General features: G+C 69.7%; 23 protein-coding genes. 14 read left to right on the top strand and 9 right to left on the bottom strand.

Features of this window, described 5'->3' with window-relative positions:
- The first annotated feature begins 34 nt into the window (after positions 1-34).
- Positions 35-1,531: a serine/threonine-protein kinase gene (locus tag NR798_RS42040; protein WP_375768228.1), complete on the top strand. Its 1,497-nt coding sequence runs from the start codon at positions 35-37 to the stop codon at positions 1,529-1,531.
- On the opposite strand, the gene NR798_RS42035 is transcribed toward NR798_RS42040, so the two are convergent.
- Positions 1,528-2,259 carry a hypothetical protein gene (locus NR798_RS42035; protein WP_375768227.1) on the bottom strand — a complete coding sequence of 244 codons (732 nt, stop codon included), beginning with the start codon at positions 2,257-2,259 and terminating at the stop codon, positions 1,528-1,530. The genes NR798_RS42040 and NR798_RS42035 overlap by 4 nt on opposite strands.
- A gap of 272 nt (positions 2,260-2,531) precedes the next feature.
- Between NR798_RS42035 and NR798_RS42030 the strand changes: the two genes are divergently transcribed.
- From NR798_RS42030 to NR798_RS42010, 5 genes are read left to right on the top strand one after another with little or no spacing between them, the layout of a single operon-like run.
- Complete coding sequence (locus NR798_RS42030) at positions 2,532-3,737, top strand: ABC transporter substrate-binding protein (protein WP_375768226.1); 1,206 nt, start codon at positions 2,532-2,534, stop codon at positions 3,735-3,737.
- Positions 3,738-4,667, top strand: a complete 930-nt coding sequence (locus NR798_RS42025) for a branched-chain amino acid ABC transporter permease (RefSeq protein WP_375768225.1) — start codon at positions 3,738-3,740, stop codon at positions 4,665-4,667.
- Between the two features lie 8 nt (positions 4,668-4,675).
- Complete coding sequence (locus NR798_RS42020; RefSeq protein WP_375768224.1) at positions 4,676-5,743, top strand: branched-chain amino acid ABC transporter permease; 1,068 nt, start codon at positions 4,676-4,678, stop codon at positions 5,741-5,743.
- Entirely contained in the window at positions 5,743-6,594 is an 852-nt protein-coding gene (locus tag NR798_RS42015; RefSeq protein WP_375768223.1) for an ABC transporter ATP-binding protein, read from the top strand. Before NR798_RS42020 ends, NR798_RS42015 begins: the two co-directional genes overlap by 1 nt.
- Complete coding sequence (locus NR798_RS42010) at positions 6,591-7,346, top strand: ABC transporter ATP-binding protein (RefSeq protein WP_375768222.1); 756 nt, start codon at positions 6,591-6,593, stop codon at positions 7,344-7,346. Before NR798_RS42015 ends, NR798_RS42010 begins: the two co-directional genes overlap by 4 nt.
- Before the next feature lie 67 nt (positions 7,347-7,413).
- Here NR798_RS42010 and NR798_RS42005 read toward each other — a convergent pair whose 3' ends face one another.
- Positions 7,414-8,415, bottom strand: coding sequence for a hypothetical protein (locus NR798_RS42005; RefSeq protein ID WP_375768221.1), 1,002 nt, complete (start codon positions 8,413-8,415; stop codon positions 7,414-7,416).
- Between the two features lie 142 nt (positions 8,416-8,557).
- Here NR798_RS42005 and NR798_RS42000 point away from each other — a divergent pair, with 142 nt between their 5' ends.
- The 3 genes from NR798_RS42000 (at position 8,558) to NR798_RS41990 (ending at position 12,429) form a co-directional block, all read left to right on the top strand.
- Positions 8,558-10,678: a PQQ-binding-like beta-propeller repeat protein gene (locus NR798_RS42000; RefSeq protein ID WP_375773908.1), complete on the top strand. Its 2,121-nt coding sequence runs from the start codon at positions 8,558-8,560 to the stop codon at positions 10,676-10,678.
- A gap of 123 nt (positions 10,679-10,801) precedes the next feature.
- Positions 10,802-11,542, top strand: coding sequence for a hypothetical protein (locus tag NR798_RS41995; protein WP_375768220.1), 741 nt, complete (start codon positions 10,802-10,804; stop codon positions 11,540-11,542).
- A 119-nt stretch (positions 11,543-11,661) separates the two neighbouring features.
- Entirely contained in the window at positions 11,662-12,429 is a 768-nt protein-coding gene (locus NR798_RS41990; RefSeq protein ID WP_375768219.1) for a methyltransferase domain-containing protein, read from the top strand.
- 10 nt (positions 12,430-12,439) lie between these two features.
- Here NR798_RS41990 and NR798_RS41985 read toward each other — a convergent pair whose 3' ends face one another.
- From NR798_RS41985 to NR798_RS41970, 4 genes are all read right to left on the bottom strand, one after another.
- Positions 12,440-14,752, bottom strand: a complete 2,313-nt coding sequence (locus NR798_RS41985; protein WP_375768218.1) for a MopE-related protein — start codon at positions 14,750-14,752, stop codon at positions 12,440-12,442.
- Between the two features lie 29 nt (positions 14,753-14,781).
- A complete protein-coding gene (locus tag NR798_RS41980) occupies positions 14,782-15,402 on the bottom strand; it encodes a YiiX/YebB-like N1pC/P60 family cysteine hydrolase (protein WP_375768217.1) in 621 nt (206 codons plus the stop codon).
- Between the two features lie 70 nt (positions 15,403-15,472).
- Positions 15,473-16,027: an RNA 2',3'-cyclic phosphodiesterase gene (gene thpR / locus NR798_RS41975; protein ID WP_375768216.1), complete on the bottom strand. Its 555-nt coding sequence runs from the start codon at positions 16,025-16,027 to the stop codon at positions 15,473-15,475.
- Positions 16,028-16,031: 4 nt separating this feature from the next.
- A complete protein-coding gene (locus NR798_RS41970; protein ID WP_375768215.1) occupies positions 16,032-16,565 on the bottom strand; it encodes a metal-dependent hydrolase in 534 nt (177 codons plus the stop codon).
- Between the two features lie 72 nt (positions 16,566-16,637).
- Between NR798_RS41970 and NR798_RS41965 the strand changes: the two genes are divergently transcribed.
- From NR798_RS41965 to NR798_RS41950, 4 genes are all read left to right on the top strand, one after another.
- Positions 16,638-17,870 (top strand): adenylate/guanylate cyclase domain-containing protein, encoded by a 1,233-nt coding sequence (locus NR798_RS41965; protein ID WP_375768214.1) that lies wholly within the window; start codon positions 16,638-16,640, stop codon positions 17,868-17,870.
- Positions 17,871-17,971: 101 nt separating this feature from the next.
- Complete coding sequence (locus tag NR798_RS41960) at positions 17,972-18,361, top strand: STAS/SEC14 domain-containing protein (protein ID WP_375768213.1); 390 nt, start codon at positions 17,972-17,974, stop codon at positions 18,359-18,361.
- A complete protein-coding gene (locus NR798_RS41955) occupies positions 18,358-19,941 on the top strand; it encodes an ATP-binding protein (protein ID WP_375768212.1) in 1,584 nt (527 codons plus the stop codon). The genes NR798_RS41960 and NR798_RS41955 overlap by 4 nt, the downstream gene beginning before the upstream one ends.
- Positions 19,942-19,992: 51 nt before the next feature.
- Positions 19,993-21,228, top strand: a complete 1,236-nt coding sequence (locus tag NR798_RS41950; RefSeq protein ID WP_375768211.1) for an adenylate/guanylate cyclase domain-containing protein — start codon at positions 19,993-19,995, stop codon at positions 21,226-21,228.
- A gap of 15 nt (positions 21,229-21,243) precedes the next feature.
- Here the strand turns inward: NR798_RS41950 and NR798_RS41945 are convergent, their stop codons facing one another.
- A complete protein-coding gene (locus NR798_RS41945) occupies positions 21,244-21,699 on the bottom strand; it encodes a GFA family protein (protein WP_375768210.1) in 456 nt (151 codons plus the stop codon).
- Positions 21,700-21,808: 109 nt separating this feature from the next.
- Between NR798_RS41945 and NR798_RS41940 the strand changes: the two genes are divergently transcribed.
- Positions 21,809-22,765: a helix-turn-helix transcriptional regulator gene (locus tag NR798_RS41940; RefSeq protein ID WP_375768209.1), complete on the top strand. Its 957-nt coding sequence runs from the start codon at positions 21,809-21,811 to the stop codon at positions 22,763-22,765.
- A 13-nt stretch (positions 22,766-22,778) separates the two neighbouring features.
- On the opposite strand, the gene NR798_RS41935 is transcribed toward NR798_RS41940, so the two are convergent.
- Together NR798_RS41935 and proS are read right to left on the bottom strand one after the other, a co-directional pair.
- Positions 22,779-23,342 (bottom strand): imm11 family protein, encoded by a 564-nt coding sequence (locus NR798_RS41935; protein ID WP_375768208.1) that lies wholly within the window; start codon positions 23,340-23,342, stop codon positions 22,779-22,781.
- 340 nt (positions 23,343-23,682) lie between these two features.
- Positions 23,683-25,116, bottom strand: a complete 1,434-nt coding sequence (proS, locus tag NR798_RS41930; RefSeq protein WP_375768207.1) for a proline--tRNA ligase — start codon at positions 25,114-25,116, stop codon at positions 23,683-23,685.
- Positions 25,117-25,149 lie beyond the last annotated feature (33 nt).

Raw genomic sequence — 25,149 nt, 5'->3', positions numbered from 1 at the left:
CCTTCCCGGGGCCCGCCTTCCCGGTGTGAGCCTCGTGGAATTTCCTTCGCTCGAAGCCGAAGTCGCCTTCCTGCGCGGCCTCAACGCCGTGGTGCGGATGGCGGATGACATCCTCGAGGACTGCCTGGAGCGGGGCCTGAGCCTCGACGCGGCGGTGGATGTCTTCCTCACCCAGTGCGCGCGGCTGGTACACGCCTCGGCGGGCTTCGTCAGCCTCCGGGGCACCGCGGGCCCCGTGCTCACCCGGGTGCTCGGCCAGCCCGGCGTGGACGTCTTCGAGGCGGCGACCTGGAAGGGCGCCCACCCCGTGTCCGAGGGGCGGATGCTCTTCTGCGCGCCGCTGGCGCTCGGCCGGCTGGAGCTGGGCACCCTGGGGCTGGTGGTGGAGGGGCGCTTCGACGACGGCGGCTGGCTGGTGATGAAGCTGGTGGAGGCCATCGCCGATCAGCTGGACAACGCGGTGCTGGCCTTCCTGTCGCTCACCGATGGCCGCAAGGTGCTGGAGCGGCTGGACGAGCTGGCCCCGGAGGATGATCCGCTGACGGGCCCGCGCGGGCGCATCGGCCGCTACGAGCTGGTGACGCCGCTGGGCACCGGAGGCATGGCGCAGGTGCTGGTGGCGCGCACGCGGGGCCCCGAGGGGCTCGGCCGGCTGGTGGCGCTCAAGCGGATTCTTCCGCACCTGGCCTCGGACCCGGACATCGTGAAGCAGTTCCTGGACGAGGCCCGCATCGGGCTGCGGCTGAGCCACCCCAACCTCGTCACCTTCCACGACTTCGGCGAGTCCCAGGGGGCCTACTACCTGGTGATGGAGCTGGTGCGCGGGGTGGACTTCGACCGGCTGCTGAAGACGACGCGGCCCTCGCCGGACGTGACGGTGGCCATCGTGCTGCAGGCGCTGCAGGGGCTGCACGCGGCGCACCAGGCGCGGGGCGAGGACGGCGTGCCGCTGCGGCTGGTGCACCGGGACTTGTCTCCGCACAACCTGATGGTGGGCTTCGACGGGCGGGTGAAGGTGCTGGACTTCGGCGTGGCCAAGGCGCGCGCCCAGCGCACCGTGACGCTGCCGGGCATCGTGAAGGGCAAGCCCCTCTACATGTCGCCGGAGCAGGCGCGGGGCGAGCGCCTGGACGCGCGCAGCGATCTCTTCGCCATGGGCCTCATCCTCTACGAGGCCTTCACCGGCAAGCGCGCCTTCGACAAGGGGGACGAGCTGGAGTCCATGCACGCCATCTGCGACGACCGGCTGAGCCGGCCGGCCGGGCTCGCCCTGCCGTTGTGGGAGGTGCTGGAGGTGGCGCTCGCGAAGGTGCCGGGCAACCGCTTCGCCAGCGCGCTCCAGATGGCGGAGGCGCTGGCGGAGGCATGTGCTCCGGCGCGCGAGGCGGACGTGGGCCGGCTCATGTCCACGCACTTCCCCGAGCGCCTGCGCGGCTTCGAGCGCCTGGAGCGCGTGCACCTCTCGGGGAACATGCCCGCGGCGGGCGAGACGCGGTTGCGCCCCGCCGTGCCGGGCCGCTCGGGCGGTTAGAGGCCGCGCTTGTTCTTCGGGTCGGTCTCGCCGCTGAAGTCCAGCGTGCGCGTGCCCTCCGTGTCGTCACGGCGCACCGGCGTCTTCAGTTGCCCGTCCCCGTAGAGCTCGTCGTGGGTGTGCAGCAGCTCCTCGTCCGTCATCGCGCGGCTGCGGGCCGAGTCCTCCTCGGCGCGCATGACGGGCCGGTCCACCGTCGTACGGGTCATGGGGATGCCCACGCCCGTGTCCTCGGGGGGAATGCCCGTGCGGTTGCCGGTGTAGCCGATGCCCCGCGCCCGGTCCTCCTCCGTGAGGATGGGGCTCGCCCGGGCGCCTTCCGTGTTGTACGGGCCGATCTCCTGCGCCCCGAGGTCCTGGGTGCGCAGCTCCTCGGGGCGCGCGTTGAAGGGCAACCCCGTGCGCTCGCCCTGGTTGAGCCACGCGGTGTCCGTGCCCTCCGTGTGCGTGACGCGGCCGGTCCCGATTCCCTCGCGCTGGGCAATGGTGTCCGAGCCGTAGGGCACCTCGTCGGAGAACGACCGGAGGCTGTCCCGGCCATGGGCCAGGATGACCTCCCCGTTGCGCAGCTCGCTGATCTCCGAATACCGGACGGAGTAGTCCTTGGGGAAGAAGAGCCCCTTCTCGATGTGGAACTCCATGTCGCCCACGGCGTACACCTTGCCGAGCTTGTGGCCGTCCACGCTGCGGACCGTCATGCCTTCCTTGATGTCTCCTCGCTGGTACATGTCCGCCTCCTGGAAATGTTCGTCTTCCTGAAAGGTGGAGACCCGGGGGCGGCGGGACACCCTCCGGCAGGGGGGAGGCGAGGGCCTCGGCCGCTCGTTGGCCCCTCGAGTTGACCCCTCGCGTCAGCCCCCAAGCGGGAAGGGGGGCTGAGACTCCGGGTGGAAAACCCACGGGCGGGCGTCCTGGCGAGGTGTTGCGAGCTTGACCCCTCTTTCGCATCCCCATAGAAAACCGGGGCTTTTCCGTGGCCCCGACCCAGGAGATCCCCCGCATGCGCCGTTTCGCTCCGATGCTCCTCGCCGCGTTCGCGCTGTTTGCGGCCGGTTGCGAGAAGAAGACCCAGCCCGCGCCCTCCGCTCAGGGAGGTCAGAACGGCCAGGCGACCCAGCCGGCGTCCCCCGGGCCGGCCCCCGCGGAGGCGAACACCATCCTACTCGGCGAGGTGGGCAGCCTCACCGGCGCCCAGGCCACCTTCGGGGTGTCCACCCGCAACGGTATCGAACTGGCCATCAAGGAGGCCAACGAGGCCGGGGGCGTGAAGGGCAAGAAGCTCGCGGTGCGCGTCTATGACGACCAGGGCAAGCCCGAGGAGGCCGCCCAGGCCGTCACCCGCCTCATCACCCAGGACAAGGTGGTGCTCATCCTGGGCGAGGTGGCCTCGTCCAACTCGCTGGCCATGGCCGAGAAGGCCCAGGCGGCCGGGGTGCCCATGATTACCCCGTCCTCCACCAACCCCTCCGTGACGCAGAAGGGCGAGTACATCTTCCGCGTGTGCTTCATCGACCCCTTCCAGGGCTTCGTGATGGCGAAGTTCGCCCGCGAGAACCTGAAGGCGACTCAGGTGGCCATCCTCCAGGACAACAAGAGCGCCTACTCCATTGGCCTCAAGGATGTGTTCACGCAGAAGTTCGCGGAGATGGGCGGCAAGGTTGTCACCACGGAGAGCTACTCCCAGGGCGACACGGACTTCCGCGCGCAGCTCACCGCCATCAAGAAGACGAAGCCGCAGGCCATCTACGTGCCCGGCTACTACAACGACGTGGGCATCATCGCCCGCCAGGCACGCGAGCTGGGCCTGACGGTGCCGCTGATGGGCGGTGACGGGTGGGACTCCGAGAAGCTCTTCGAGCTGGCCGGCAACGCGCTGGACGGGAGCTACTTCTCCAACCACTACTCGCCGGAGAACCCGGACGAGAAGGTGCAGAAGTTCATCCGGGACTACAAGGCGGCGTACGGCGGCGTGCCGGACGCGCTGGCGGCGCTCGGCTACGACGCGGCCAAGGTGGCCATCGCCGCGCTCGAGCGCTCCAAGGACCTGAGCGGTCCCTCCGTGCGCGATGCCATCGCCGAGACGAAGGACTTCCCGGGCGTGGCGGGCAACATCACGCTCGACAAGAACCGCAATGCGGTGAAGTCGGCGGCGATCCTGCAGATCGCCGACGGCAAGACCAAGTTCGTCACCACCATCGCTCCGTAAATGTCCGAGCTCTTCCAGCACCTCATCAACGGCATCGCCGCGGGTACCATCTACGCGCTCGTCGCGCTGGGGTACACGATGGTGTACGGCGTGCTCAAGCTCATCAACTTCGCCCATGGCGACGTGATGATGGTTGGCGTCTACATGGGCTACGCGACGGCCTTCGCCCTGGGCCGTGAGGCGCAGAGCTCGGCCTGGGGGGTGCTGCTCATCTTCCTGGTGGCCATGGGCGGCTGTGCGCTCATGGGCCTGTTCATCGAGCGCTTCGCCTACCGGCCCCTGCGCGAGAAGCCGCGGCTCACCGCGCTCATCACCGCCATTGGCATCTCGTTCACGCTCTCGTACGGCTTCCAGCTGGACATCGGCTTCCTGCCGGGCTCGGCGCCGCGCGCCTTCCCGCAGATCATCAAGCCCGCGCAGTGGTTCACCATCGGCGACCCCGAGTTCCCGGACGTGGTGCTGTGGAACTGGCAGGTCATCTCGCTGGTGGTGGCGGTGGGGCTGATGGCGGGCCTGCAGTACCTCGTCTACGGCACGCGCTTCGGGCGGGCCATGCGGGCGGTCTCCTTCGACCACCGCGTGGCAGCGCTGATGGGCATCCCCACCGACCGGGTCATCGCGCTGACGTTCATGATCGGCAGCGCGCTGGCGGCGGGAGCCGGCCTGCTGTACGCCATCAAGGACACCTCGGTGAGCCCGCTGATGGGGCTGATGGTGGGCCTGAAGGCCTTCGTGGCGGCGGTCATCGGCGGCATCGGCAACGTGCCCGGGGCCGTGGTGGGCGCGCTGCTGCTGGGCCTGGTGGAAGAGTTCGTGGTGGGCTACGCGGCGAGCACCTGGCGTGACGCGGTGGCCTTCGGCTTCCTCATCCTCGTGCTGCTCGTCCGGCCCGGCGGTCTGTTCGGCCGGGTCGCGGCGGAGAAGGTCTGACGCCGCGCATGCAAACCGCTGCTGCCGTTTCTTCTGGTTCCGGGAGCCCCTCCGGGGTTCCCGCCTCGCTCCGGGGCATCCTCCCCGTGCTGGTGGCGCTGCCCGTGCTGCTGGTCCTGGAGTGGCTGCTGAGCAACTCGCCGTTCGCCACCTACCTGCTGTCCATCATGGCGGTGAACATCATCCTCGCGGTGAGCCTCAACATCGTGAACGGGATGACGGGCCAGTTCTCCATCGGCCACGCGGGCTTCATGGCGGTGGGGGCCTACCTGGCCGGCGTGACGTCGCTGGCGCTCAAGGACGTGGCCCTCTCCTTCCTGCCGGTGGCGGTGAGTGATCAGGTGTTCCTCGTGGTGGCGCTGCTGGCGGGCGGCATCTGCGCGGCGCTGGCCGGCTTCCTGGTGGGCCTGCCCAGCCTGCGGCTGCGCGGGGACTACCTGGCCATCGTGACGCTGGGCTTCGGGGAGATCATCCGCGTGGCGGTGACGAACACCGAGGCCTTCGGGCGGGCGCTGGGCCTGAGCGGCATCCCCCAGACGTCCTCGGTGGCCATGGTGGGCTTCTGGGTGTTCCTGGTGGTGCTGGTGGCGCGCCGCATCGCCGGCTCCAGCCACGGCCGCAGCCTCTGGGCCATCCGCGAGGACGAGGTGGCCGCCGAGGCCATGGGCGTGAACACCACGGGCTACAAGGTGCGCGCCTTCGTCATCTCGTCCTTCTTCGCGGGCATCGCCGGCGGGCTGTTCGCCCACTTCGTGCCCATCATCAACCCGGGCTCCTTCACCTTCGTGAAGTCGATGGAGATCGTCGTCATGGTGGTGCTGGGCGGGCTGGGCTCGACCACGGGCGCCATCGTGGCGGCGGTGTTCCTCACGCTGCTGCCCGAGGGGCTGCGCTCGGCCTTCGCCGCCTTCGGCTCCGGGAGCAACCTGGCGCAGCAGGTGGATCAGATCCGCATGCCCGTGTACGGCATGATGCTGGTGGTGCTGATGCTGTCGCGCCCGCAGGGCTTGTTCGGCACGAGGGAGCTGTGGGAGGTCGTGCCGCGGTGGATTCCTCGCCGCCGGAAGGGGATGTGATGAGCGGGCCGCTGCTCGAAGCAGTGGGGGTGAGCATCCAGTTCGGAGGCCTCAAGGCGCTCTCGGACTTCAATCTCGCCATCCACAAGGGAGACCTGCAGGGCCTCATCGGCCCCAACGGCGCGGGCAAGACGACCGCGTTCAACGTGCTGACGGGGGTGTACCAGCCCAGCGAGGGCGAGGTGCGCGTGTCCGGGCAGCGGGTGAACGGGCGGCTGCCGCATCAAATCAACCACCTGGGACTGGCGCGCACCTTCCAGAACATCCGCCTGTTCCGGGCGCTGACGGCGTTGGACAACGTGAAGGTGGCGTGCCGGGGCCAGGCGGCGCTGCACACGGAGGGCGTGGGGGCGGGTGCGAAGTTCGTGGAGGCGATGCGCAACTACCGCGACTGGTGGCGGGCGCTGATGCTGACGCCGGGCTTCCAGGCCGAGGAGCGGGAGCTGACGCAGCAGGCCGAGCACCTGCTGGAGGTGATGGGGCTGGCGCACCGGCGCGACGAGGAGGCGCGCAACCTGCCCTACGGCGAGCAGCGGCGGCTGGAGATTGCCCGGGCGCTGGGCACGCGGCCCAAGGTGCTGCTGCTGGACGAGCCGGCGGCGGGCATGAACACGCGCGAGAAGGCGGACCTGATGGTGCTCATCCGCAAGCTCCGGGACGAGTTCGACCTGGGGATTCTCGTCATCGAGCACGACATGAAGCTCGTGATGGGCATCTGCGAGAAGATCACGGTGCTGGACCACGGCGAGACGATCGCCCGGGGTGCGCCGGCCGAGGTGCGCAGTGACCGCAAGGTCATCGAGGCGTACCTGGGAGACAGCTACCTGGAGTCGCACGGAGGCGCGGCGTGAGCGAGGCGCAGGTGAAGGTGCTGGGCGAGCGCCGGGAGTTCCCGCCCCTGCTGGCGGTGGACGGGGTGAAGGTGTCCTACGGGGCCATCCAAGCGCTCAAGGGCGTGACGCTGAAGGTGGGCAAGGGCGAGGTGGTGGCGCTCATCGGCGCCAACGGAGCGGGGAAGACGAGCACGCTGCGGGCGGTGAGCGGGATGCTCAAGCCGGTGGGCGGGCGCATCTCCTTCGGGGGCGAGGACACCACGGGAGCGAAGGCGCACACCCTGGTGCCGCGCGGCATGGCGCACGCGCCCGAGGGCCGGGGCATCTTCCCCAACCTGACGGTGCTGGAGAACCTGGAGCTGGGCGCGTACCTGCGCAACGACGCGGACGGCATCGCGGCGGACATGGAGAAGAGCTACGGGCTCTTCCCGAAGCTGAAGGAGCGGCGCAAGCAGCTGGCGGGCACGCTCTCGGGCGGCGAGCAGCAGATGCTGGCCATTGCCCGCGCGCTGCTGAGCCGGCCCAAGCTGCTGCTGCTGGACGAGCCCTCGCTGGGACTGGCGCCGCAGGTGACGGAGACCATCTTCCGCAACCTGAAGGACGTGAACGCCGCGGGCGTGAGCATCCTGCTGGTGGAGCAGAACGCGCACCTGGCGTTGAACTTCGCCCACTACGGCTACGTGCTGGAGACGGGCGAGGTGGTGATGGCGGGTCCGGGCAAGGCGCTGCTGGAGAGCCCGGAGATCCGCAAGGCCTACCTGGGCGAGTAGCCACTCCCCCTCCCTCTGGGAGAGGGCGGGGGTGAGGGTCTTCGCCGCGGAGTCTCGCGCCCGCGCTTCAGGGCAGGACGCCGAGGATGCTCACGCCCCCGGGGCCCACCGAGAGGGCGGCGACACCCGGAGCGGGCGAGGCCGGCCGGTCATGGAGCCAGAGGTAGACGCCGGTGCCGACGAGCGCGGCCCCCAGGGTGGAGCTGACGCCCGCGAGGATGCGCTGGGTGGTGGCCTCGCTGCGCAGCCGGCTGATGTTTGCCAGCTCGCTCTGGGGCGGGTACCGGTTGTCCGCGTAGGGCTTGTTGGATTCGATCATCGCGTTGTTGCCGCTGATGGCGAAGAAGCCACCGAGACCGAGCGCCACGACGCCCGCGCCCGCGGAGGCATAGGCCACGGGCGTCTTCCAGGTGCGCCCGTCGCCCGGGGACCGGCTCACGCCTAGGGCCTCGGACGGAGCGGCCACGGGAGGGGGCTCGGCCGGCGCGGGGCCCGGGGTGGGCTCGGAGATAGGGGCGGGCGGGGGCGCCGCCGCCACGAGCGGCGGGGGAGCCGGCTGCTCGACGAGGGGCGTGACCTTGATGGGAACGAGGTTGAGCTGCTCGCGCAGGCGGGTGATGGCGGTGCGGATGAGCTCGGTCTGGGGCTGGCCGCGGCTGCGGATCTGGACGCTCTTCTGATCGACGACCTCGCCGCTGGGGTTCACCACGAGGCCGGAGACGCGCGTGAGCTGGCCGGGGTCGAGGGTGATGAGGACGGCGCGGCTGGCCTGGGTGGCGGTGGCGAGCCTGCCGAGGCACTCGGCGGGCTTCTTGGCCTGAGCGCAGGACTTCTTGGGCTCCTTGTCGAGGAAGGCGCGGACCTGGTCGGAGGGCACGAGCTGGACGTCGCCGCGGGCGATCTCCGTGGCGCAGGTAGCCTGGTGGTCCTGGACCTTGTTCTTGTCCTTCTCGCCGACGATGGCGCACGGGTGCAGGGCGACGAAGTCCGTCTGGGCCGAGGCGGCCGGAGCGAGCAGGAGGCCGAGCGCGAGGAAGAGGGGGGACCTGGGGGTGGAAGGAGGTTGCACGGTGGACCCCTCGAGAAGGGACAGGTCGGTCGCGGAACGGTCATCGGGTGGAGATGGCCAGGGGAGCGCAACTTCCGCGAGTAGGGGCACCATGCTATCCACCACAGGTGGGCCGTCAAATGGGTTTGGGGAGATGACCGTGATGCTTCACAAGGTCCTCGGAACGGTGCTGCTGTTGGGTGTACTCGCGGGATGCACCGCACCGCTTCGCGTGTGTGAGACGGACGCGGATTGTCCGGGCGGTGGCGTGTGCGATCCGGAGCGGAAGTTGTGTTTCTCGGCGAGTGCGGAGGGCGGCGCATGCGAGCCCGCGTGCGCGTCGTACCAGGCGTGCACGCTGTCGAACGTTTGCGTGCCGCGGTACACGGGGCTGGAGGTGACGCCGTTGGGTGGAACCGTGGTGGGGGCGGGTCCGGTGTCAGTTCAGGCGAGATTGCTCGTGGGCACGGGGTTCGCGGAGAACTTCCCCGGGACACTGAACTTCAGTGTGGTGGCGAGCGACGGCGGGACGGGCGGAACGCTGGGTGCGGTGACGGCGAGCGCGGGGGTGTACACCACGCAGTGGACGCCAGCCGGAGAGGGTGAGTTCCTCCTGACGGCGGCGCACCCGGAGGCTGGGGTCCCGAGCACCACGGTGCGCCTGGCGGTGGATACGACGGGGCCTGCCTTCGTGGTGTTCGTGCCCCCGGCGGACGCGGGCGTGTCCGATGGGGGAACGACCTACGCGGATCCAGAGCCGGGGTTCGCTACTGCGTGGCGTCGTGATCAGGTGGTGCCGGTGGAGATTCGGACGAACGAGCCGAATCTGGACCCGAGCACCGTGATGGTCACGTTGAGAACGGATGCTGGTACTGCGCCTGCCATGAGTGTCACGTCGTTCGCGGAGAGCCAAAGCTGTGACGCAGGGTTCTGTGGCTTGGCTCAGGTAAACCTCTGGGTACCGACGTTCAACGCGTTCCGTGGGCCGATGAATCTCGAGGTCCAGGGCGCGGACAAGGTTGGCAACACGGGCACCTCTTCCGGCTCCGTGAACGTGACCCGTTGGAAGTGGCGCCATGACATCACAGGGGCCACGATTACCGCTGCGCCCGTCTTGGGTAATACGGGCGTGGTGTACGTCGGGACGACAAATGGCAGCGATAACGACGGACAGCTTCTTGCGCTCTCACCGAGCGGCCGCTTGTTGTGGTCTGCGAGTGGCGGAGCTGTCGTGGCGAGTCCCACTGTAGGTAATGTCCAGGATGGTGGCACCGAGCGTATCTACGTCGCCCATAAAAAGGGTTCGGTGATCCGAGTCGGCTTCTATGACAACAGTGATGGTGGCTTCACTGCTCCATGCACTGATGTCAACTCAGGCAGTGTTTCGGTTCAATCGTCATTGGCGTTCGCGCAAGTGTCAGCGGCTAGTTCATCTGAGACTGTGTACGGTGTGTACACAGGCCGTGGTGGGGGCACGCTCTTTGCGGTTCGGCCGGATGCAGAGAGCGATCCCTTGTTCCAGTGCCCGATTGTTCCCAGTGTTGGTGACGTATCTGCGCCAGGAACGATGTTGGCAGCAGGGAATGCTGTCGTTTTTGGCACGAGCAGTGGAGCGTTAAAGTCCTTTGCCTTGAATTCGAGCGGAGTTTGGCCTGCTGCTGCGCAGTGGACCCAACCCCTCAGCCCACTGAAGCCAACGTCACTGGCTGCTGCTGACGGGGTGGTTTTTGGCGGTGGAAACGATGGGAGCAACAGCAAGCTGTTCGAAGTGCCGCTAAGCGGCGTGCTGGCTCCGACATATTTCCCGACCTCTGCTCAGATGTGGAACGTCAGTATCGGCGGTTTGCCTGGCGCCAATGCTGTTGTGGGGCTCGACACCGGCAAATTGTTCGTGCTGGACGCAGCAGATGGTGGAGCGCTCGCTATCGATACTCCTGGAGACATCATCAAGGGCGCTCCTGTGTGGGGCGCAGGTGGTTACGTCTACACTGCCGGTGCAATTAGTGGAGCCATCCAAGCACGCCAGCCGCTGGAGAACGTGGCTTGGCAGTTCGAGCCGGGCTCGCTCATCGAAGCCTCAATGAACCTGGACTGCAGTCGGCTGTCTGATGGTGGAGTGAGTTCCGGGATGCCGGGTGTGCTGTATGCGGCTTCTCGGGACGGCAGGGTCTACGCCCTCGTAGTGGACAGCCCAGGTCTCAACCCGTCGGCCCCATGGCCCAAGTACCAGCACGACTCGCGCAACACCGGTAACCCGGCTACGCCCATCACGTCGTGCCCGTGAGGAGGACGGTTTGAGCCTCGCGAAAGCCGTCACTCCGCATACTCCGCCGTAGCGACCGGCGGTGGACTCGTCGTAGGGTCCGCCGCCATCCCTTTTCCACCCCAACCTTCAGGACTCGCACATATGTCATCGCTGTCCCGACTGTTCGCCGCCCTTGTCACCATCTCCCTGCTGGGCGCCGCCTGCGCCAACCAGGGTGCCGCCACCACCGCCGGTGGTTCCTCCACCGTCGAGGAGGTCAACGAGGGCGGCACTCCCGCCGAGGAGGCCAAGCCCCAGGTCCAGTTCCAGAAGATCGAGGCTCCCGAGGGCTTCTCCGTGATGTTCCCCGGTAACCCCGCGCCCCAGCGGGGCGAGGTCGCCATCCCCGGTGGCAAGGTGACGACGGCCGCCTGGACGATCAACGACCCGGGTGGCGTCCTCTACTCCATCAGCACCGCCGACTACCCCGAGAAGGTCGTCGCCGCCAACCCCGCCTCCGCCTTCCTCAACGAGGGCAAGAACGGCCTCGTCAACCAGCTCAAGGGCACCGTCAAGGCCGAGGAGGACATCACCCTCCAGGGCTACCCCGGCAAGTCCTTCACCGTCTCCTCCGACGCTGGCGAGGTGCGCGCCCGCAACTTCCTCGTCGGGCCGCGGCTCTACACCCTGCTCGTCCTCTACAACCCGAGCATCGGCGCCCCCGAGGCGGATCAGTTCCTCACCTCGCTCGCGCTGAACAACCCGCCGCCGGCCATCACCCCGGCCGCCCCCGCCGCCACCACCACCGATGGCGGCACCCCCGCCACCGACGCGGGCACCCCCGCCACCGACGCCGGCACGGGCACGCCCGCCACCGACGCCGGCACCACGCCGCGCCGGTAGTCCCTCCTCACCAGGACACGCGGGGCCTCGGTGCTCGCGTGTCCTGGCCGTCCGGCGCGCTCCGCCGGGCCACCCGCTCCACCACACCGGCCCGCTGCCGGGCCTCGCGGAGGCACGCCATGTGGGATCCTCAGCAGTACGAGCACTTCCGCGACGCGCGCAAGCGCCCCTTCTTCGAGCTGCTCGCACGGGTGCCGGTGTCCTCGCCCCGCACCGTCGCCGACCTCGGTTGTGGCACGGGGGACCTCACCCTCACCCTCGCCGAGCGCTGGCCCGCCGCCTGCCTGTCCGGCGTCGACTCGTCCGAGTCGATGATCTCCGAGGCCCTCCGCCGCCCCGCTCCCGAGCGCGTCCGCTTCGAGCTCGCCGACCTCTCGCGCTGGCAGCCCGACGCGCCGCTCGACGTGCTCGTCTCCAATGCCGCCCTGCACTGGCTGCCCGACCATGGCGCGCTGCTCTCGCGGCTGGTGGGGCTACTCGCTCCGGGCGGGGTGCTCGCCTTCCAGGTGCCGGCCAACTTCGACGAGCCCTCGCACCGGCGCATCGACGAGGTGCGCGCGCTGCCCCGCTTCGCCCCCGCGCTCGCCTCCGTGCGCCGCGGGTCCGCGGAGTCACTCGCCTTCTACGAGGCCTCGCTGGCCCGGCTCGGCCTGTCCGTGGACGCCTGGGAGACGGCGTACCTCCACGTGCTCCCTGGCGAGGACGCCGTGCTGCAGTGGCTGCTTGGCACGACGCTGCGGCCGGTGCTCGCGGCGCTCGGCCCCGGCGAGGACCAAGCCTTCCTCGACACCCTCCGGCCGCTGCTGCGCCAGGACTACCCGGCGGCCGCGCACGGCACGCCCTTCCTGTTCCACCGGCGCTTCGTCGTGGCCGTGCGCCCCTCCTGAGGCGCCGCGCTCACCGCGGCCAGTGCAATATCCGCCCACCGGTGCCCACCACCCAGATGTCGTCCGGGCGGGTGGCGGCGATGTCATTGAGGGTGCCTCCCGCGCTCATGCCGGGCATCACGCTCCACGCCGTGCCGTTGTACCGGTAGACCTTCCCGCTCCCCGTGGAGACGTAGATGGAGCTCTTCCCGAAGGCGACCACCGAGAGCAGATCCTCGCCCCCCGGCGCCGGGTGCTTGCTCCAGGCGCTCCCGTTCCACATGAACATGGAGCTGCTCTCTCCGACGGCGTAGGCCAGCTTGGGGTTCACCACCCAGATGCCCCGGAGCCGGTCGTTCACCACGCCGGGGAGGTCCTGGACGAACTCGCTCCTCCAGTCGTTCAGGTCCGGCCGGAAGCGGTAGATGCGGGGGTCGTTGTAGCGCTCGCTCGGGTCATATCCCCCCACGGCGAAGAGCAGATCTCGCGAGAGGCCATGGATGTCCCAGAGCGGGCCCACGGCGTCGGTGTTGATCCGGCTGCCGCTGAGGCTCTGCCAGACCGCGCGCCCGTAATCGGCGTTGGACCCGGAGTAACCGACGATATGGGCCTCGGAGGAGCCATCGGCCAGGGTCACACCGAAGATACCCCGGGCGTGGGTGTCCGTGGCGGCGGTTCCGGGGATACAGCTCGTGGTGGTGGCGCCATGGTACGCGACGGCGGTGCCCTGTCCCGCGAGCACGGCGTACTGGGAGACGGGGTCCACCCAGACGCCGTACCAGTCTCCCGTGCAGTGCCCGTCGAAGTTGCGGAAGGCCGTCTCGCCGGGCGGGCGGGAGCGCAGGGTGTTGCTGCTTCCCGCCACCCAGACGCCGCCGTCGCCCCACAGCGTCACCGAGCGCCACGTCTCCGTCGTGCCCGCCGACTGGCTCACCCAGGTGCCGCCGTCCGCCGGGCACACGCTGCCCTCGTCCACCGAGCCCTCGCAGTTGTTGTCCACCAGGTCGCACAGCTCGGGAGCGCCCGCGTAGGTGAAGGGGTTGCCCTCGTCGCAGTCGCCGCCCGCGTCGACGTAGCCGGCGTCCGGCGTGCAGGTGAGCACGCCCGCGTCCGCCTTGCCCCGGGTGTCGAGGTCCTCGTCCGGGTAGTAGGTGATGGGGTCGGTGACGAAGGCGCAGCGCGTGCCGCCGTCCGTCGCGCACGCGGTGGCGCCCGGGCAGTTGTAGCCGGGGCTGCATGCGGTGCCCAGGGTGTAGCCCTCGTCCTGCGTGCCGTCGCAGTTGTTGTCCAGCGTGTCGCAGATCTCCGGCGCGCCGGGTTTCACGGTGGCGCGCGTGTCGTCGCAGTCCGTGGAGTTGGAGACGTAGCCGGGGCGGGTGGGCCCGCAGTTCGTCACGCCCGCGTCCACCGCGCCGTAGGTGTCCGAGTCGCTGTCGGGGTACAGCACGGTGGGGGTGGGGCTGTTGCACAGCACGCCGCCATCCGTGCCGCAGACGCGCTTGCCGGCGCAGCTGCCCGCGCCCGTGCAGTCGGCGCCGAGGGCGAGCCCGTCATCCGGCGTGCCGTCGCAGTTGTCATCCACCGTGTTGCACAGCTCGGGCGCTCCCGAGTAGCGCTGGGCGTTGGTGTCGTCGCAGTCGAAGTCGTTGGCCACGTAGCCGGCCGGCTGGGTGCAGCTGGTGACGGCGGTGCCCGTCTTGGCGCCCTGGCCGTCATTGTCCGCGTCCCGGCGCCACTGGCCCGGCCGCTCCACGCAGGCGCGCGCGCCCTGGGGATTGCACGTCCAGGCGCCCTTGCAGCCGTTGGGCGCGTCGCACAGCTGGCCCACCTCGAAGCTCTCGTCCTTCTTGCCGTCGCAGTTGTCGTCCCTGTCGTTGCAGAGCTCCTGCGCGCCCGGGTGCCGCGTGGCGCTGGCATCGTCGCAGTCGGTGCCCCCGTTGCCCGGGGACACGTACCCGTCCAGGTCCGCGTCGATGGCCGCCAGCTTCAGCTCCTTCTCGGCCACGTTGCCCCGAGTGACGGTCACCGAGTCCGCGGTGGTGACCACTGGGGTGCCCGTGCACTCCGTCTCGAAGGCCTCGGCCGTCACCGTGAGGGTGGTGCCCCAGCCTGCCTCGCGGAAGGCGGCCACCGTCACCGTGCCGCCGGTGGCCTCGCCCTTGCCGGGCAGCTCCGTGGTGCGCGGCTCGCCCGCGCCTTGGGCGTCCTTCACGCCCACCCGGATGCAGCCGGGTTTGAAGCCCGAGTACGAGACGGTGAGCTTCACCGCCCCGTCATTGTCGCGGCAGCCGGTGCCAGGAAGGGCCAGGAGGGCAACGAGGAGCAGGAGACGGGGGGGCAGCATGGCCGCCCATTATGCCTCCATTTGGGCCTTCAGCGGACTTCGGGGAAGTCCGTATGCACCACCGAGAGGCGCTCGTCGGCGGCGAGGCTCGCCGGGGTGATGAGCTCCAGCTCCAGGGGCACCTTCCCGCCGTAGCGCTGCTGGAGCGCGGGCCCCAGTTTTCTCACGTTCAGAGAGCCCAGGCGCTCCATCCTCCCGAAGTCCACGCCCGCGGCGGCCGAGTAGGCCTTGCGCGCCAGCTCCGAGCAGTACATGGCGCCATCATCCCACCCGAAGCGCCAGTCGTACGGTTTGCCCAGGTGCCGCTTGGCCTCCTGGACCGCCGCCACCCGCTGCTCCTCGGGGAGCTGCTCGGGCCGCAGCACGAGGAGGCGGCCCTCCACCCCGCGGGCCTTCCACTTCGCGAAGGGCACCCGCTTCACCGGCTGTACCGCCTCCACCACGAACACCCCGGCGGGCGTCACCTCCACCAGCCCCACATGCGACAGGGGGCTGTCCGTGGCCGCCTGGATGGCCACCGACTGCTGCGAGCGCGAGGTGTGGAAGACGAGGTCCCCCGTGCGCAGCGTCCCCTCGAGGGAGCGTGGCGCGGCGGCCGCGGTGTGGGCCAGGAGCGACAGCGACAGCAGGGACAGCACCAGCCAACGCATGGAAACCCGGTCCTTTCGGGCGCGAGCGCCGCGCCTCGCCGGCCTTCCGTGCACGGTGGATGCCAGGGGCTCAGGAGGCCCGGCTCAGGGGCACCTCGGCGCGGGGGTGGTATTTGCCGCCCAGGCTCTCGAAGAGGACGAGCCGGTCCACCCGAGCCTCGCCCCACTTCTCTCCCTGCAGGGCGCGCGCGCACTCGGCCAGCTGCCGGTCCCCCTGGGGCACCTTGGCCCGGGCCAGCGTGAGGTGCGCGGCGTACTCGCGGTGCTCGGGTTCGAAGCCCAGCGGCTTCAACCCCCCGGCCACGTCCGCCTGCAGCGCCCCCAGCGCCTTCGTGTCTCCGCCCACGCCGGCCCAGAGGACGCGGGGGTGGGCCGGCGAGCCGAAGCTGCCTCCGCCCTCGACGGTCAGCACCAGCGGGGCGTGCGCCGGGCCCACGCGGGTGAGGACGTCCTTCACGGGTTGCAGCCGCTCGGCCTCCACCTCTCCGAGGAAGCACAGGGTGAGGTGCAGGTTGGCCGTGGGCACCCAGCGCGCATGGGGCGCCAGGGCCTTGAGGCGCGGCAGGGCGGCCGAGGCCTGGGACTCGATGCCTTCCCCCAGTGTGACGGCGACGAAGAGGCGCATGGCGTCATCCTTGGGCCGTCCGGGCGGCCCGGCGGCGCGGCCAGAGGGCGTAGGCCCAGAAGGGCAGGAAGAGGAGCAGCTCCACGGTGACGACGTACAGGCCGCGCGCGGAGAGCATGCCCGCGCCGATGGGGGCCACGGGAATGGGACGCAGCGGGAGGAAGTAGCGGGTGTCCTCCAGTGGCCAGAGGAGCGCCGCGCCCAGGCCGCCTGTGGTCATCGCGTCCAGCAGGCCGTGGCTCCCCACGGCGGCGAGGGTGAGCAGCCCCGCCTTCACGGCCGGCCCCCGCGCCAGCCGCGTCCCGGCCGCCACCGCCAGCGCCACCCCCGCCGCGAGGAAGAGCGAGTGCGAGGCCCCCCGGTGCCCCCACGTCGCCGCGTAGGGAATCCGCAGCACGAAGGCGATGACGTCCGCGTCCGGCAGCATGGCCAGCGCGGACAGGCCCACCATGGCCGCGCCCACGCGCCGCGAGGACGCCTCCCCGGCCCCCAGACGTCCGAGTGCCATGCCCACCGCCACGTGACCGAAGCTCGCCATTGGGCCTCCAAGGATAGTCCACCCGGCCGCCATCTGGAGAACGCGCGGATGCTGGACTAGCCTCCCGGGCCCGTGCTCACCGAGTCCGTTCTCGACGACATCCTCCGCCAGCGGCTCGACGCACAGCGGGTGCGCATGGGGCGCTGGGTGTACCGCTTCCGCGCGCTGGGCGCCCTGGGCTGGCTCGCCTGTGCGTACGTCTTCGACTGGACCGTGCCCCTCTCGAGCGTGGCCGCCTACGTGCTGCTCGCGGTGGCCTTGTGGGCCGGCGGCCGCTTCGTCCCGCTGCTGCGCCACAGGCCGGACCTCGCCGTGCCGCTGATCGACATGCCCGCCGTCTTCGCCATCCAGGCCCCGGCGGTGGCCCTCTCTCCCAACGGCCAGGTCATCGCCGGCGTCACGGTGGGCATCTACATCATCCTGGTGATGGTGACGGCGCTGCTGGGCGGCTCGCGCGTGGGCCTGGCCTTGGCCACCCTGCTGGGCATGGGCCTGGAGACGGCGCTGGTGCAGCGCACGGGCCGGGGCGTGGCGGACAACCTCCCGGGCGTGGCCCTGGTGCTCGTCATGGCGGCCGTGGCGGCGGCGTACACCCGCAGGCAGATGTACAAGCTGGTGCTCGAGGTGTCCCAGGAGCAGACGCACCGCACGCGCCTGGGCCGCTACTTCTCGCCCGAGGTGGCGCGGCGCATCGCCGAGCGCGGCGCCAATGAGTCCTCGGGGGAGCACCGCGAGGTGACGCTGCTGTTCGCCGACATCCGCGGCTTCACCTCCATGTCGGAGCAGATGGAGAGCCCGCAGGTGGTGCGGCTGCTCAACGAGTACCTGGCGCGCATGGTGGAGGTGGTGTTCCGCCATGGAGGCACGCTCGACAAGTTCATCGGGGATGGGATCCTGGCCTACTTCGGCGCGCCGCTGGAGCTGGCGGGGCATCCGCAGGCGGCGGTGGCGTGCGGGCTGGCCATGCTGGACGCGCTGGAGACGCTCAACGCCGAGCGCCGTGCCCGGGGTGAGGCGCCGTTGAACATCGGCATCGGCCTCCACACGGGCAGCGTCGTGGTGGGGGACGTGGGGCCCGAGCAGCGGCGCGAGTACACGGTGATTGGAGACGCGGTGAACCTGGCCAGCCGCATCGAGGGGCTGACGAAGAAGGTGGGCGTGTCCCTGCTCGTGTCCGATGCCACGCGCGTGCGGTGTGGCGAGGCGTTCCACTTCGAGGCGGCGGCGCCGCTGCCAGTGGCGGGCAAGAAGGAGCCCGTGGCCACCTTCGTCCCGTCCCGCAAGCCCCTTCTCGCCGCGGGATGACGCGGTGCGCGGCGGGGTGGGCACTTCCGGCGCGTGGCCGACCGGCTGCCGCGCGAGTCCTCGGCGGGTTCATGGGCACTTCAGCGGACAAGGTACGAGGGATGGATGTGGGTTCCCAGGTGGAGGTACGCACCCAGACGATCTGGCTCGATGACGAGGGCATCGTCCGAGCGAGGTTGAAGCCCGGCATCCACATCGGACTCGGCGACGCCCAGGAGGCCGTGCGGGCCATCGGCGAGCTGGCCCAGGGAAGGCGGAGCCGGGTCCTCGTGGACATGAGGGAGATCCTGTCGATGGACCGCGAGGCACGCATGTACTTCGCGGGGGAGGAGACCGCCAAGGTGGAGTCCGCCGTGGCCATCTTCATCCGCTCGCCCCTGTCGCGGGCCATCGGTAATTTCTTCATGGGCCTCAACAAGCCGCTCTTCCCCACGTGCCTCTTCACGTCCGAGGAGGAAGCCCTCGCCTGGCTCAAGAGCAGCACCCCATGAGCAGGGATGCCCGGCTCGACGCGGCCCGGCGGCTCCTCCTGGAGCTGGCCGCCGCCGCTCCCTCGGCGTGTGACCCGAAGCGGCTGGAGGCCGTGCTCGCGGGCCTGGAGGACGTGGGCCGTCAGACGGACAGGTTCCTGGAGATGGACCAGCGGCTCCAGGAGGTCGCGGATGCCTTGTTCGGGCTGGCCTCGCTCGACTTCAGCAAGCGGCCCGGGCTCCGGGGGGACGGCAGCGTCCTGGATGCGGTGGTGGGTTGTGTGAACATGCTCTCCGAGGAGCTGTCCGCCTACCTCGGGCAGCGCACCGCCGCCGAGCAGGAGCTGGAGCGCCGGGTGGAGGCGCGCACCGCCGCGCTCACCCAGGCCAACGAGGAGCTGCGGCACGAGATTGGCGAGCGCATCCGGGCCGAGGAGGCCCTGCGCACCAGTGAAGCGCAGCTGCGCCAGGCCGCGAAGGTGGAGGCCCTGGGCAAGCTCTCGGGGGGCATCGCCCATGACTTCAACAACCTGCTGTCGGTGATTCTCAGCTACACGTGGGGGTTGCTCGAGGAGCTGCCCGCGAGCCATCCCATGCGCGAGGACCTGGAGGAGGTCCGCCGGGCGGGCCAGCGCGCCGCGGATCTCACGCGCCAGCTCCTGGCCTTCAGCCGGCGCCATGTCATGGAGCTGCAGAGCATCCACCTCAACGAGCTGGTGTCGAGCACGGCGAGTCTGCTCCACCGGCTGATCGGCGAGGACATCGAGCTGAAGCTGGACCTCGAGCCGCGGCTCGGCCGGGTGAGGGTGGACCCCGGGCAGCTGGTGCAGGTGGTGATGAACCTGGCGGTCAACGCCCGGGACGCGATGCCCTCGGGCGGCACGCTGTGCATCCGCACCGCCAACGTCGAGCTGGAAGGGGCGTCCGAGGCGCCCGTGCCCGGGCTCGCCCCCGGACGCTACGTGCTGCTGCGCGTGACGGATACGGGCGTGGGCATGGACGAGGCCACGCAGGCCCGGCTCTTCGAGCCGTTCTTCACGACCAAGGCGCCCGGGGCGGGCACCGGCCTGGGGTTGCCGACCGTGCTCGGCATCGTGCAGCAGCGAGGCGGGGCCATTGGCGTCCGGAGCAGGCTGGGCCAGGGCACCACGTTCGACGTCTACCTGCCCCGGGACGAGGGCTCCGCTCCACCCGCCACCGCGGAGAGCGCGGGGCGCATGCGTCCGGACCATGGAGACGAGGTGGTGCTGCTCGTCGAGGATGACGAGCAGGTGCGCCAGCTCGTCCGGCGCATCCTCCAGCACAACGGGTACGAGGTGCTCGAGGCCGCCACCCCGGAGGCGGCGCAGGTGCTCTTCGAGCAGTATGGCGGTTCGATCGATCTGCTGCTGGCCGACGTCGTGATGCCCCGGATGAGTGGCCGGCAGCTCGCCGAGCAGCTTCTGCGGTCCCACCGGGACCTGAAGGTGCTGTACATGTCCGGCTACACCGAGGACGTCGCCCTGCAGCACGGCGTCGTCGAGTCCTCGGTCTCGTTCCTCTCCAAGCCCATCACCCCCCGGGCGCTGCTGCGCAAGCTGCGCGAGGTGCTCGACCCGTAGGCCCCCGGGTGGGTGGCGGGGGGGCGGAGGGTGGTCTACCCTGGCCCTCCCGTGTCCTCGGATTCCTCCAGTTTCGACGAGCTCATCCAGCAACGCTTCGACGCGCAGCGCGCCCGGGTGGGGCGCTGGACGTACCGCCTCCGCGTCCAGATGGTGCTGGCCTGGTGGCTCGTGGCCTTCCTGTTCGACTGGAGCGTGCCCCTGAAGGCGGTGGCCTTCCACCTGCTGATGGCGGTGGGCCTCTGGGTGGGGAGCGGGTTCCTCCCCATCCTGCTGCGGCGGCCCGAGCTTGGCCTGCTGCTGGTGGACATGCCCCTCTTCTTCTTCATCCAGTTCCTGGGGCTGGACTCCTCGCCCGACAGTGCTTTCGCGGTGGGGCTGACGGTCTGCGTCGCCGGGTGCATGGTGATGGGCGTCGCGACCCTGAGCGACTCGTACGAGAGCGTGGGGGCCGCCACCGTGCTCGCGTGCATCCTGCAGTTGGCGATGATGGACCGGCTGGCGTTCCTCACGGCGGGCAGGGCCTCGGGGGTGGCCATGGTGCTGCTCATCGTCGCGGCCATCTCCTCCATGGCCAGCCGACAGGTGCGCGGGCTGGTGCGCGAGGTGAGCCGGGAGGAGAGCCGCCGCACACGGCTGGGCCGCTACTTCTCGCCCGAGGTGGCGCGGCGCATCGCCGAGCGAGGGACGAATGAGTCCTCGGGGGAGCACCGCGAGGTGACGCTGCTGTTCGCCGACATCCGGGGCTTCACCTCCATGTCCGAGCGGATGGAGAGCCCGCAGGTGGTGCGGCTGCTCAACGAGTACCTGGCGTGCATGGTGGAGGTGGTGTTCCGCCACGGGGGCACGCTCGACAAGTTCATCGGGGATGGGATTCTGGCCTACTTCGGCGCGCCGCTGGAGCTGGCGGGGCATCCGCAGGCGGCGGTGGCGTGCGGGCTGTCCATGTTGGAGGCGTTGGAGACGCTCAACGCCGAGCGCCGCGCCCGGGGCGAGGAGCCGTTGAACATCGGCATCGGCATCCACACGGGCCGGGTCGTGGTGGGGGACGTGGGGCCCGAGCAGCGGCGCGAGTACACGGTGATTGGAGACGCGGTGAACCTGGCCAGCCGCATCGAGGGGCTGACGAAGAGGGTGGGCGTGCCCATGCTCGTGTCCGAGGCGACCCTGTCGCGCTGCGGCAGCGAGTTCCACTTCGAGGCGGCGGCGCCGCTGCCGGTGGCGGGCAAGAAGGAGCCCGTGGCCACCTTCGTCCCGTCGAGCAAGGCGCTGCGCGCCGCGGGGTGAGGGAGCCGCGGGCGCTCAGGCCCGTGCGCCAGCGGAGAACGGATCCACATACGGCGCGGCGGCGAGCTGCGCCCAGGTGTCGTGGAGCCCGTCGAGGTACGTGACCTGGATGCCAGCGAGGTTGGCGCCATCCAGGCAGTTCACGTTCACGGCGTAGTAGTCCCCGCCGATCTCCGGGATGTGCCCGTGCCCGAACGCGCGGATTCCGCACACCTTGCAGAACCGGGCATGGGAGGCCTCGGAGCGCGAGTAGTCGCCCAGGACCTCCTTTCCGGAGAGGAGCCGGAAGGCGCCCGGCTTCACGTTCATGCCCCACCACGCGGTCTTGGTGCAGACGGTGCAGTTGCACCGGGTCGTCCCCTGGCTCGGGTCGAAGTCCACTTCGAAGCGCACGGCGCCGCACTGGCAGCTGCCCTTGTACGTCCGGAGGCCAGGGGAGACGGGGGGCAGCACGGAGGCGGAGTGGCTCATGGCGGGATGCTCCAGGGTTCTGGGCGGGCCTGAGGGGCTCGCCCGGGTGATGAAGAGAAGGTAGGAAGAATCGCGGACAGCTTCGGTCCGCGATGAGAGGAGGCGTACCGTGGTCCAGACGTCCGCCCGGCTGCTGAAGGTGCTGTCGCTGCTGCAGTCCCGGCGCTTCTGGGGAGGCGGGGACTTGGCCCGCGAGCTGGGGGTGACCGAGCGCAGCGTCCGCCGGGACGTGGAGCGGCTGCGGAGCCTGGGGTACCCGGTGCATGCGGCCGGGGGTGTCGGCGGCGGGTACCAGTTGGGCGCGGGGAAGGAGCTGCCCCCGCTGCCGTTGGAGGACGAGGAGGCCGTCGCCGTCGCGGTGGGGCTGCGCGTGGCGGCGAGCGGGCCGGTGAAGGGGCTGGAGGAGGCCGCGGTGCGGGCGCTCGGAAAGCTGGAGCAGGTGCTGCCGAAGAGGCTCCGGCGGAGGGTGAACGCGCTCCAGGCGGTGAGCGTGCGGCTCGGTGACACGGCGCCCCGGGTCGACGCGGAGGCGCTGGCGGTGATCGCCCATGCGTGCCGCGACTCCGAGCTGCTCCGGTTCGACTACAGCAGCCGTGAAGGCACGGCGAGCGCACGGTCCGTCGAGCCCTACCGCCTCGTACACACCAGCTCGCGGTGGTACCTGCTCGCCTACGACCTGGACCGGGAGGGGTGGAGGACCTTCCGCGTGGACCGCATCGGTCCGAGGCCGAGGACCGGACGTTCCTTCAAGGCCCGCCCGCTGCCGTCCGAGGACGTGGCCGCCTACGTGTCACAGGCGGTCTCGACGGAGGCGTACCGGTTCCGCGCGCGCGTGACGGTGCATGCCCCCGCGAGCGGGGTCTCGGAGCGGCTGTCCGGAGTGGCGGGACGCATCGAGGAGCTGGATGCGGAGCGTTGCTTGGTTCATGCCGGGGCCGACAGCCTCGAGGCGCTCGCGTTCTACTTCGGGTGGCTGGGATTCGAGTTCGAGGTGCACGAGCCGAGGGAACTCATCGAGCACCTGCGCCGCCTGTCCGAGCGGCTCGCCCGGGCCGCGCAGCGGTAGGTGGGGCCCGGACTCAGACCTCCGTGAAGCGCGCCCCCGTGATGCCGGAGCGCTCCATGGCCAGCTTGACCCGCTCGGAAACGATGATGACGATCTGCCAGCCCCACGGGCGGAAGATTTCGGCGTCCCCTACCTTGCTCGGGTCGATGCGCATGCCGACCACCTTCCGGTATTCGCCGATTCCATCCTCGTAGCCGTCCTCGACGGTGCGATACGCGACCTCCTCACATCGCGCATCGTCGATGCAGCGAACGACCCGGAGCAGGTTCATCACGTAATAGGGCGCTGCCTGCCCTTCGACGGTGATGGGGAACAGTTGCATCTGGCCGTCCAATCCGAGCTGCTCGAAGAGCGCTTTGAGCTTGCCGTGGATGATGGGGATGCTGAGCGCGGTGGTCGAGAAGTCCAGCGCGCGACCCGGGTCATACTGCCCGATGCGGGCCGGTTGCTGCACCGAGATGGGCAGCCCGTCGGTCATCAGCCCATGCCAGAGCTCCTGGCCGTTCCCCTCTATCGGATTATCCAGCGTCCATCGATCCAGGATGCGCATGTCGTCCGACAGTTTGAAGTACTTCAAGCCGCTCTCGCTGGACGTAGTTGCGCACCCAGAGGTCCGCGCCGGGGATGAAGTTGTAGGTTACCCCGAGGCGGACGCCGCTGATCTCCAGGCCGGCCTGCGGCGCGACACCGCAGGGGCCTGTGGTCGAAATGGCCCCGGGTCTTCAACTCGCGCGAAATACCCGTGGCAAGCCGTCACCCTCCCGGAGACAGACAGGGGTTCACGCGGGGCTCAACCCGGGAGGCGTGACACCCTCACCCCGTCCCTCTCCCGGAGGGAGAGGGGTTCTTGGGCGGAGTGGCCTTCCTGAGTGGCCTTCCTCAGTAGGCCTTCCTGAGTAGGCCCTCTCTGGTGGGCCTCAGTAGGCCTTGGAGAAGACGATGCGGCCCGGAGAAGGCTCGCCCGTCACCGGGCACTTGCCCGGCTCCTGCTTGAGCGCGAACGGCCGGTTGCGCGTGGTCAGGCCCGTCTCGTCCTTGATGCGCGCCTCCACCTTCGGGTCCCCGTTCCAGTGCGCCAGCAGGAAGCCCGCGTCCGCCTTCTCCTTCATCTCCTCGTAGCTGTTCACCTCGAACGTGTGCGAGTCCCGGAAGCTCTTCGCCTTCTCGAACAGCGCCGTCTGCATCTGCTCGAGCATCTCCTGGGCCTTGGCCACCGCCTGGTCCAGCGGGATGAACTCCTTCTTCTTCTCGTCCCGGCGCACCATCACGCACGAGCCCTTGGCCAGATCCTTGGGGCCCAGCTCCACCCGGAGGCAGGTGCCGATCAGCTCGTGCTCGCTGTACTTCCAGCCCGGGCTCTTGGTGTCGTCGTCGTCCACCACCACGCTCAGGCCGGCCTTCTTCAGGTCCGCCGCCAGCGCGTGCGACTTCTCCATCACCTGCGTCTTCTCCGCGTCCGTCGCCTTGCCGGCGATGGGGATGATGACCACGTGCGTGGGCGCCAGCCGCGGCGGGACGATGAGCCCCGTATCATCCGAGTGCGTCATGATGAGGCCGCCGATGAGGCGCGTGGACACGCCCCACGACGTCTGCCACACGTGGTGCTGCTTGCCGTCGCGGCCCTGGAACATCGTGTCGAAGGCCTTGGCGAAGTTCTGTCCCAGGTTGTGGCTGGTGCCCGCCTGCAGCGCCTTCTTGTCCTGCATCATCGCCTCGATGCTGTAGGTGCGCAGCGCGCCGGCGAACTTCTCCGACTCCGACTTGCGCCCCGTCATCACCGGCATCGCCATGTAGTCCTCGGCGAACTTCCGGTACACCTCCAGCATCTGCAGCGTCTCCTTCTCCGCGTCCTCCTCCGTCTCGTGGCAGGTGTGGCCCTCCTGCCAGAGGAACTCGGTGGTGCGCAGGAACAGGCGCGTGCGCATCTCCCAGCGCATCACGTTCGCCCACTGGTTGATGAGCAGCGGCAAGTCCCGGTAGCTCTGGATCCACTTGGCGAAGCTGCGGTTGATGATCGTCTCCGAGGTGGGGCGGATGACGTAGGGCTCCTCCAGCTTGTTGCCACCCGCGTGCGTCACCACGGCGAGCTGGGGGTTGAAGCCCTCGACGTGCTCGGCCTCCTTCTTCAGGTAGCTCTCGGGGATGAGCAGCGGGAAGTAGGCGTTCTTGTGGCCCAGGTCCTTGAACATCTTGTCCAGGACGCGCTGCATGTTCTCCCAGATGGCATAGCCATTGGGCCGGATGACCATGCAGCCCTTCACGTCCGAGTAGTCGGCGAGCTTCGCCTTCTGGACCAGGTCCACATACCACTCGGAAAAGCCCTTCTCGCGCGGTGCCAGCTTCTCGGCCATCTGCTTGAAATCCTTCGAAAATGAGTGAGGGCC

This window comes from Archangium gephyra (assembly GCF_042230915.1).
Taxonomy (GTDB): Bacteria; Myxococcota; Myxococcia; order Myxococcales; family Myxococcaceae; genus Archangium; species Archangium gephyra_B.
The sequence above is the reverse complement of the archived record's forward strand: the minus strand, read 5'-3'. Positions and strand labels throughout refer to the sequence as shown.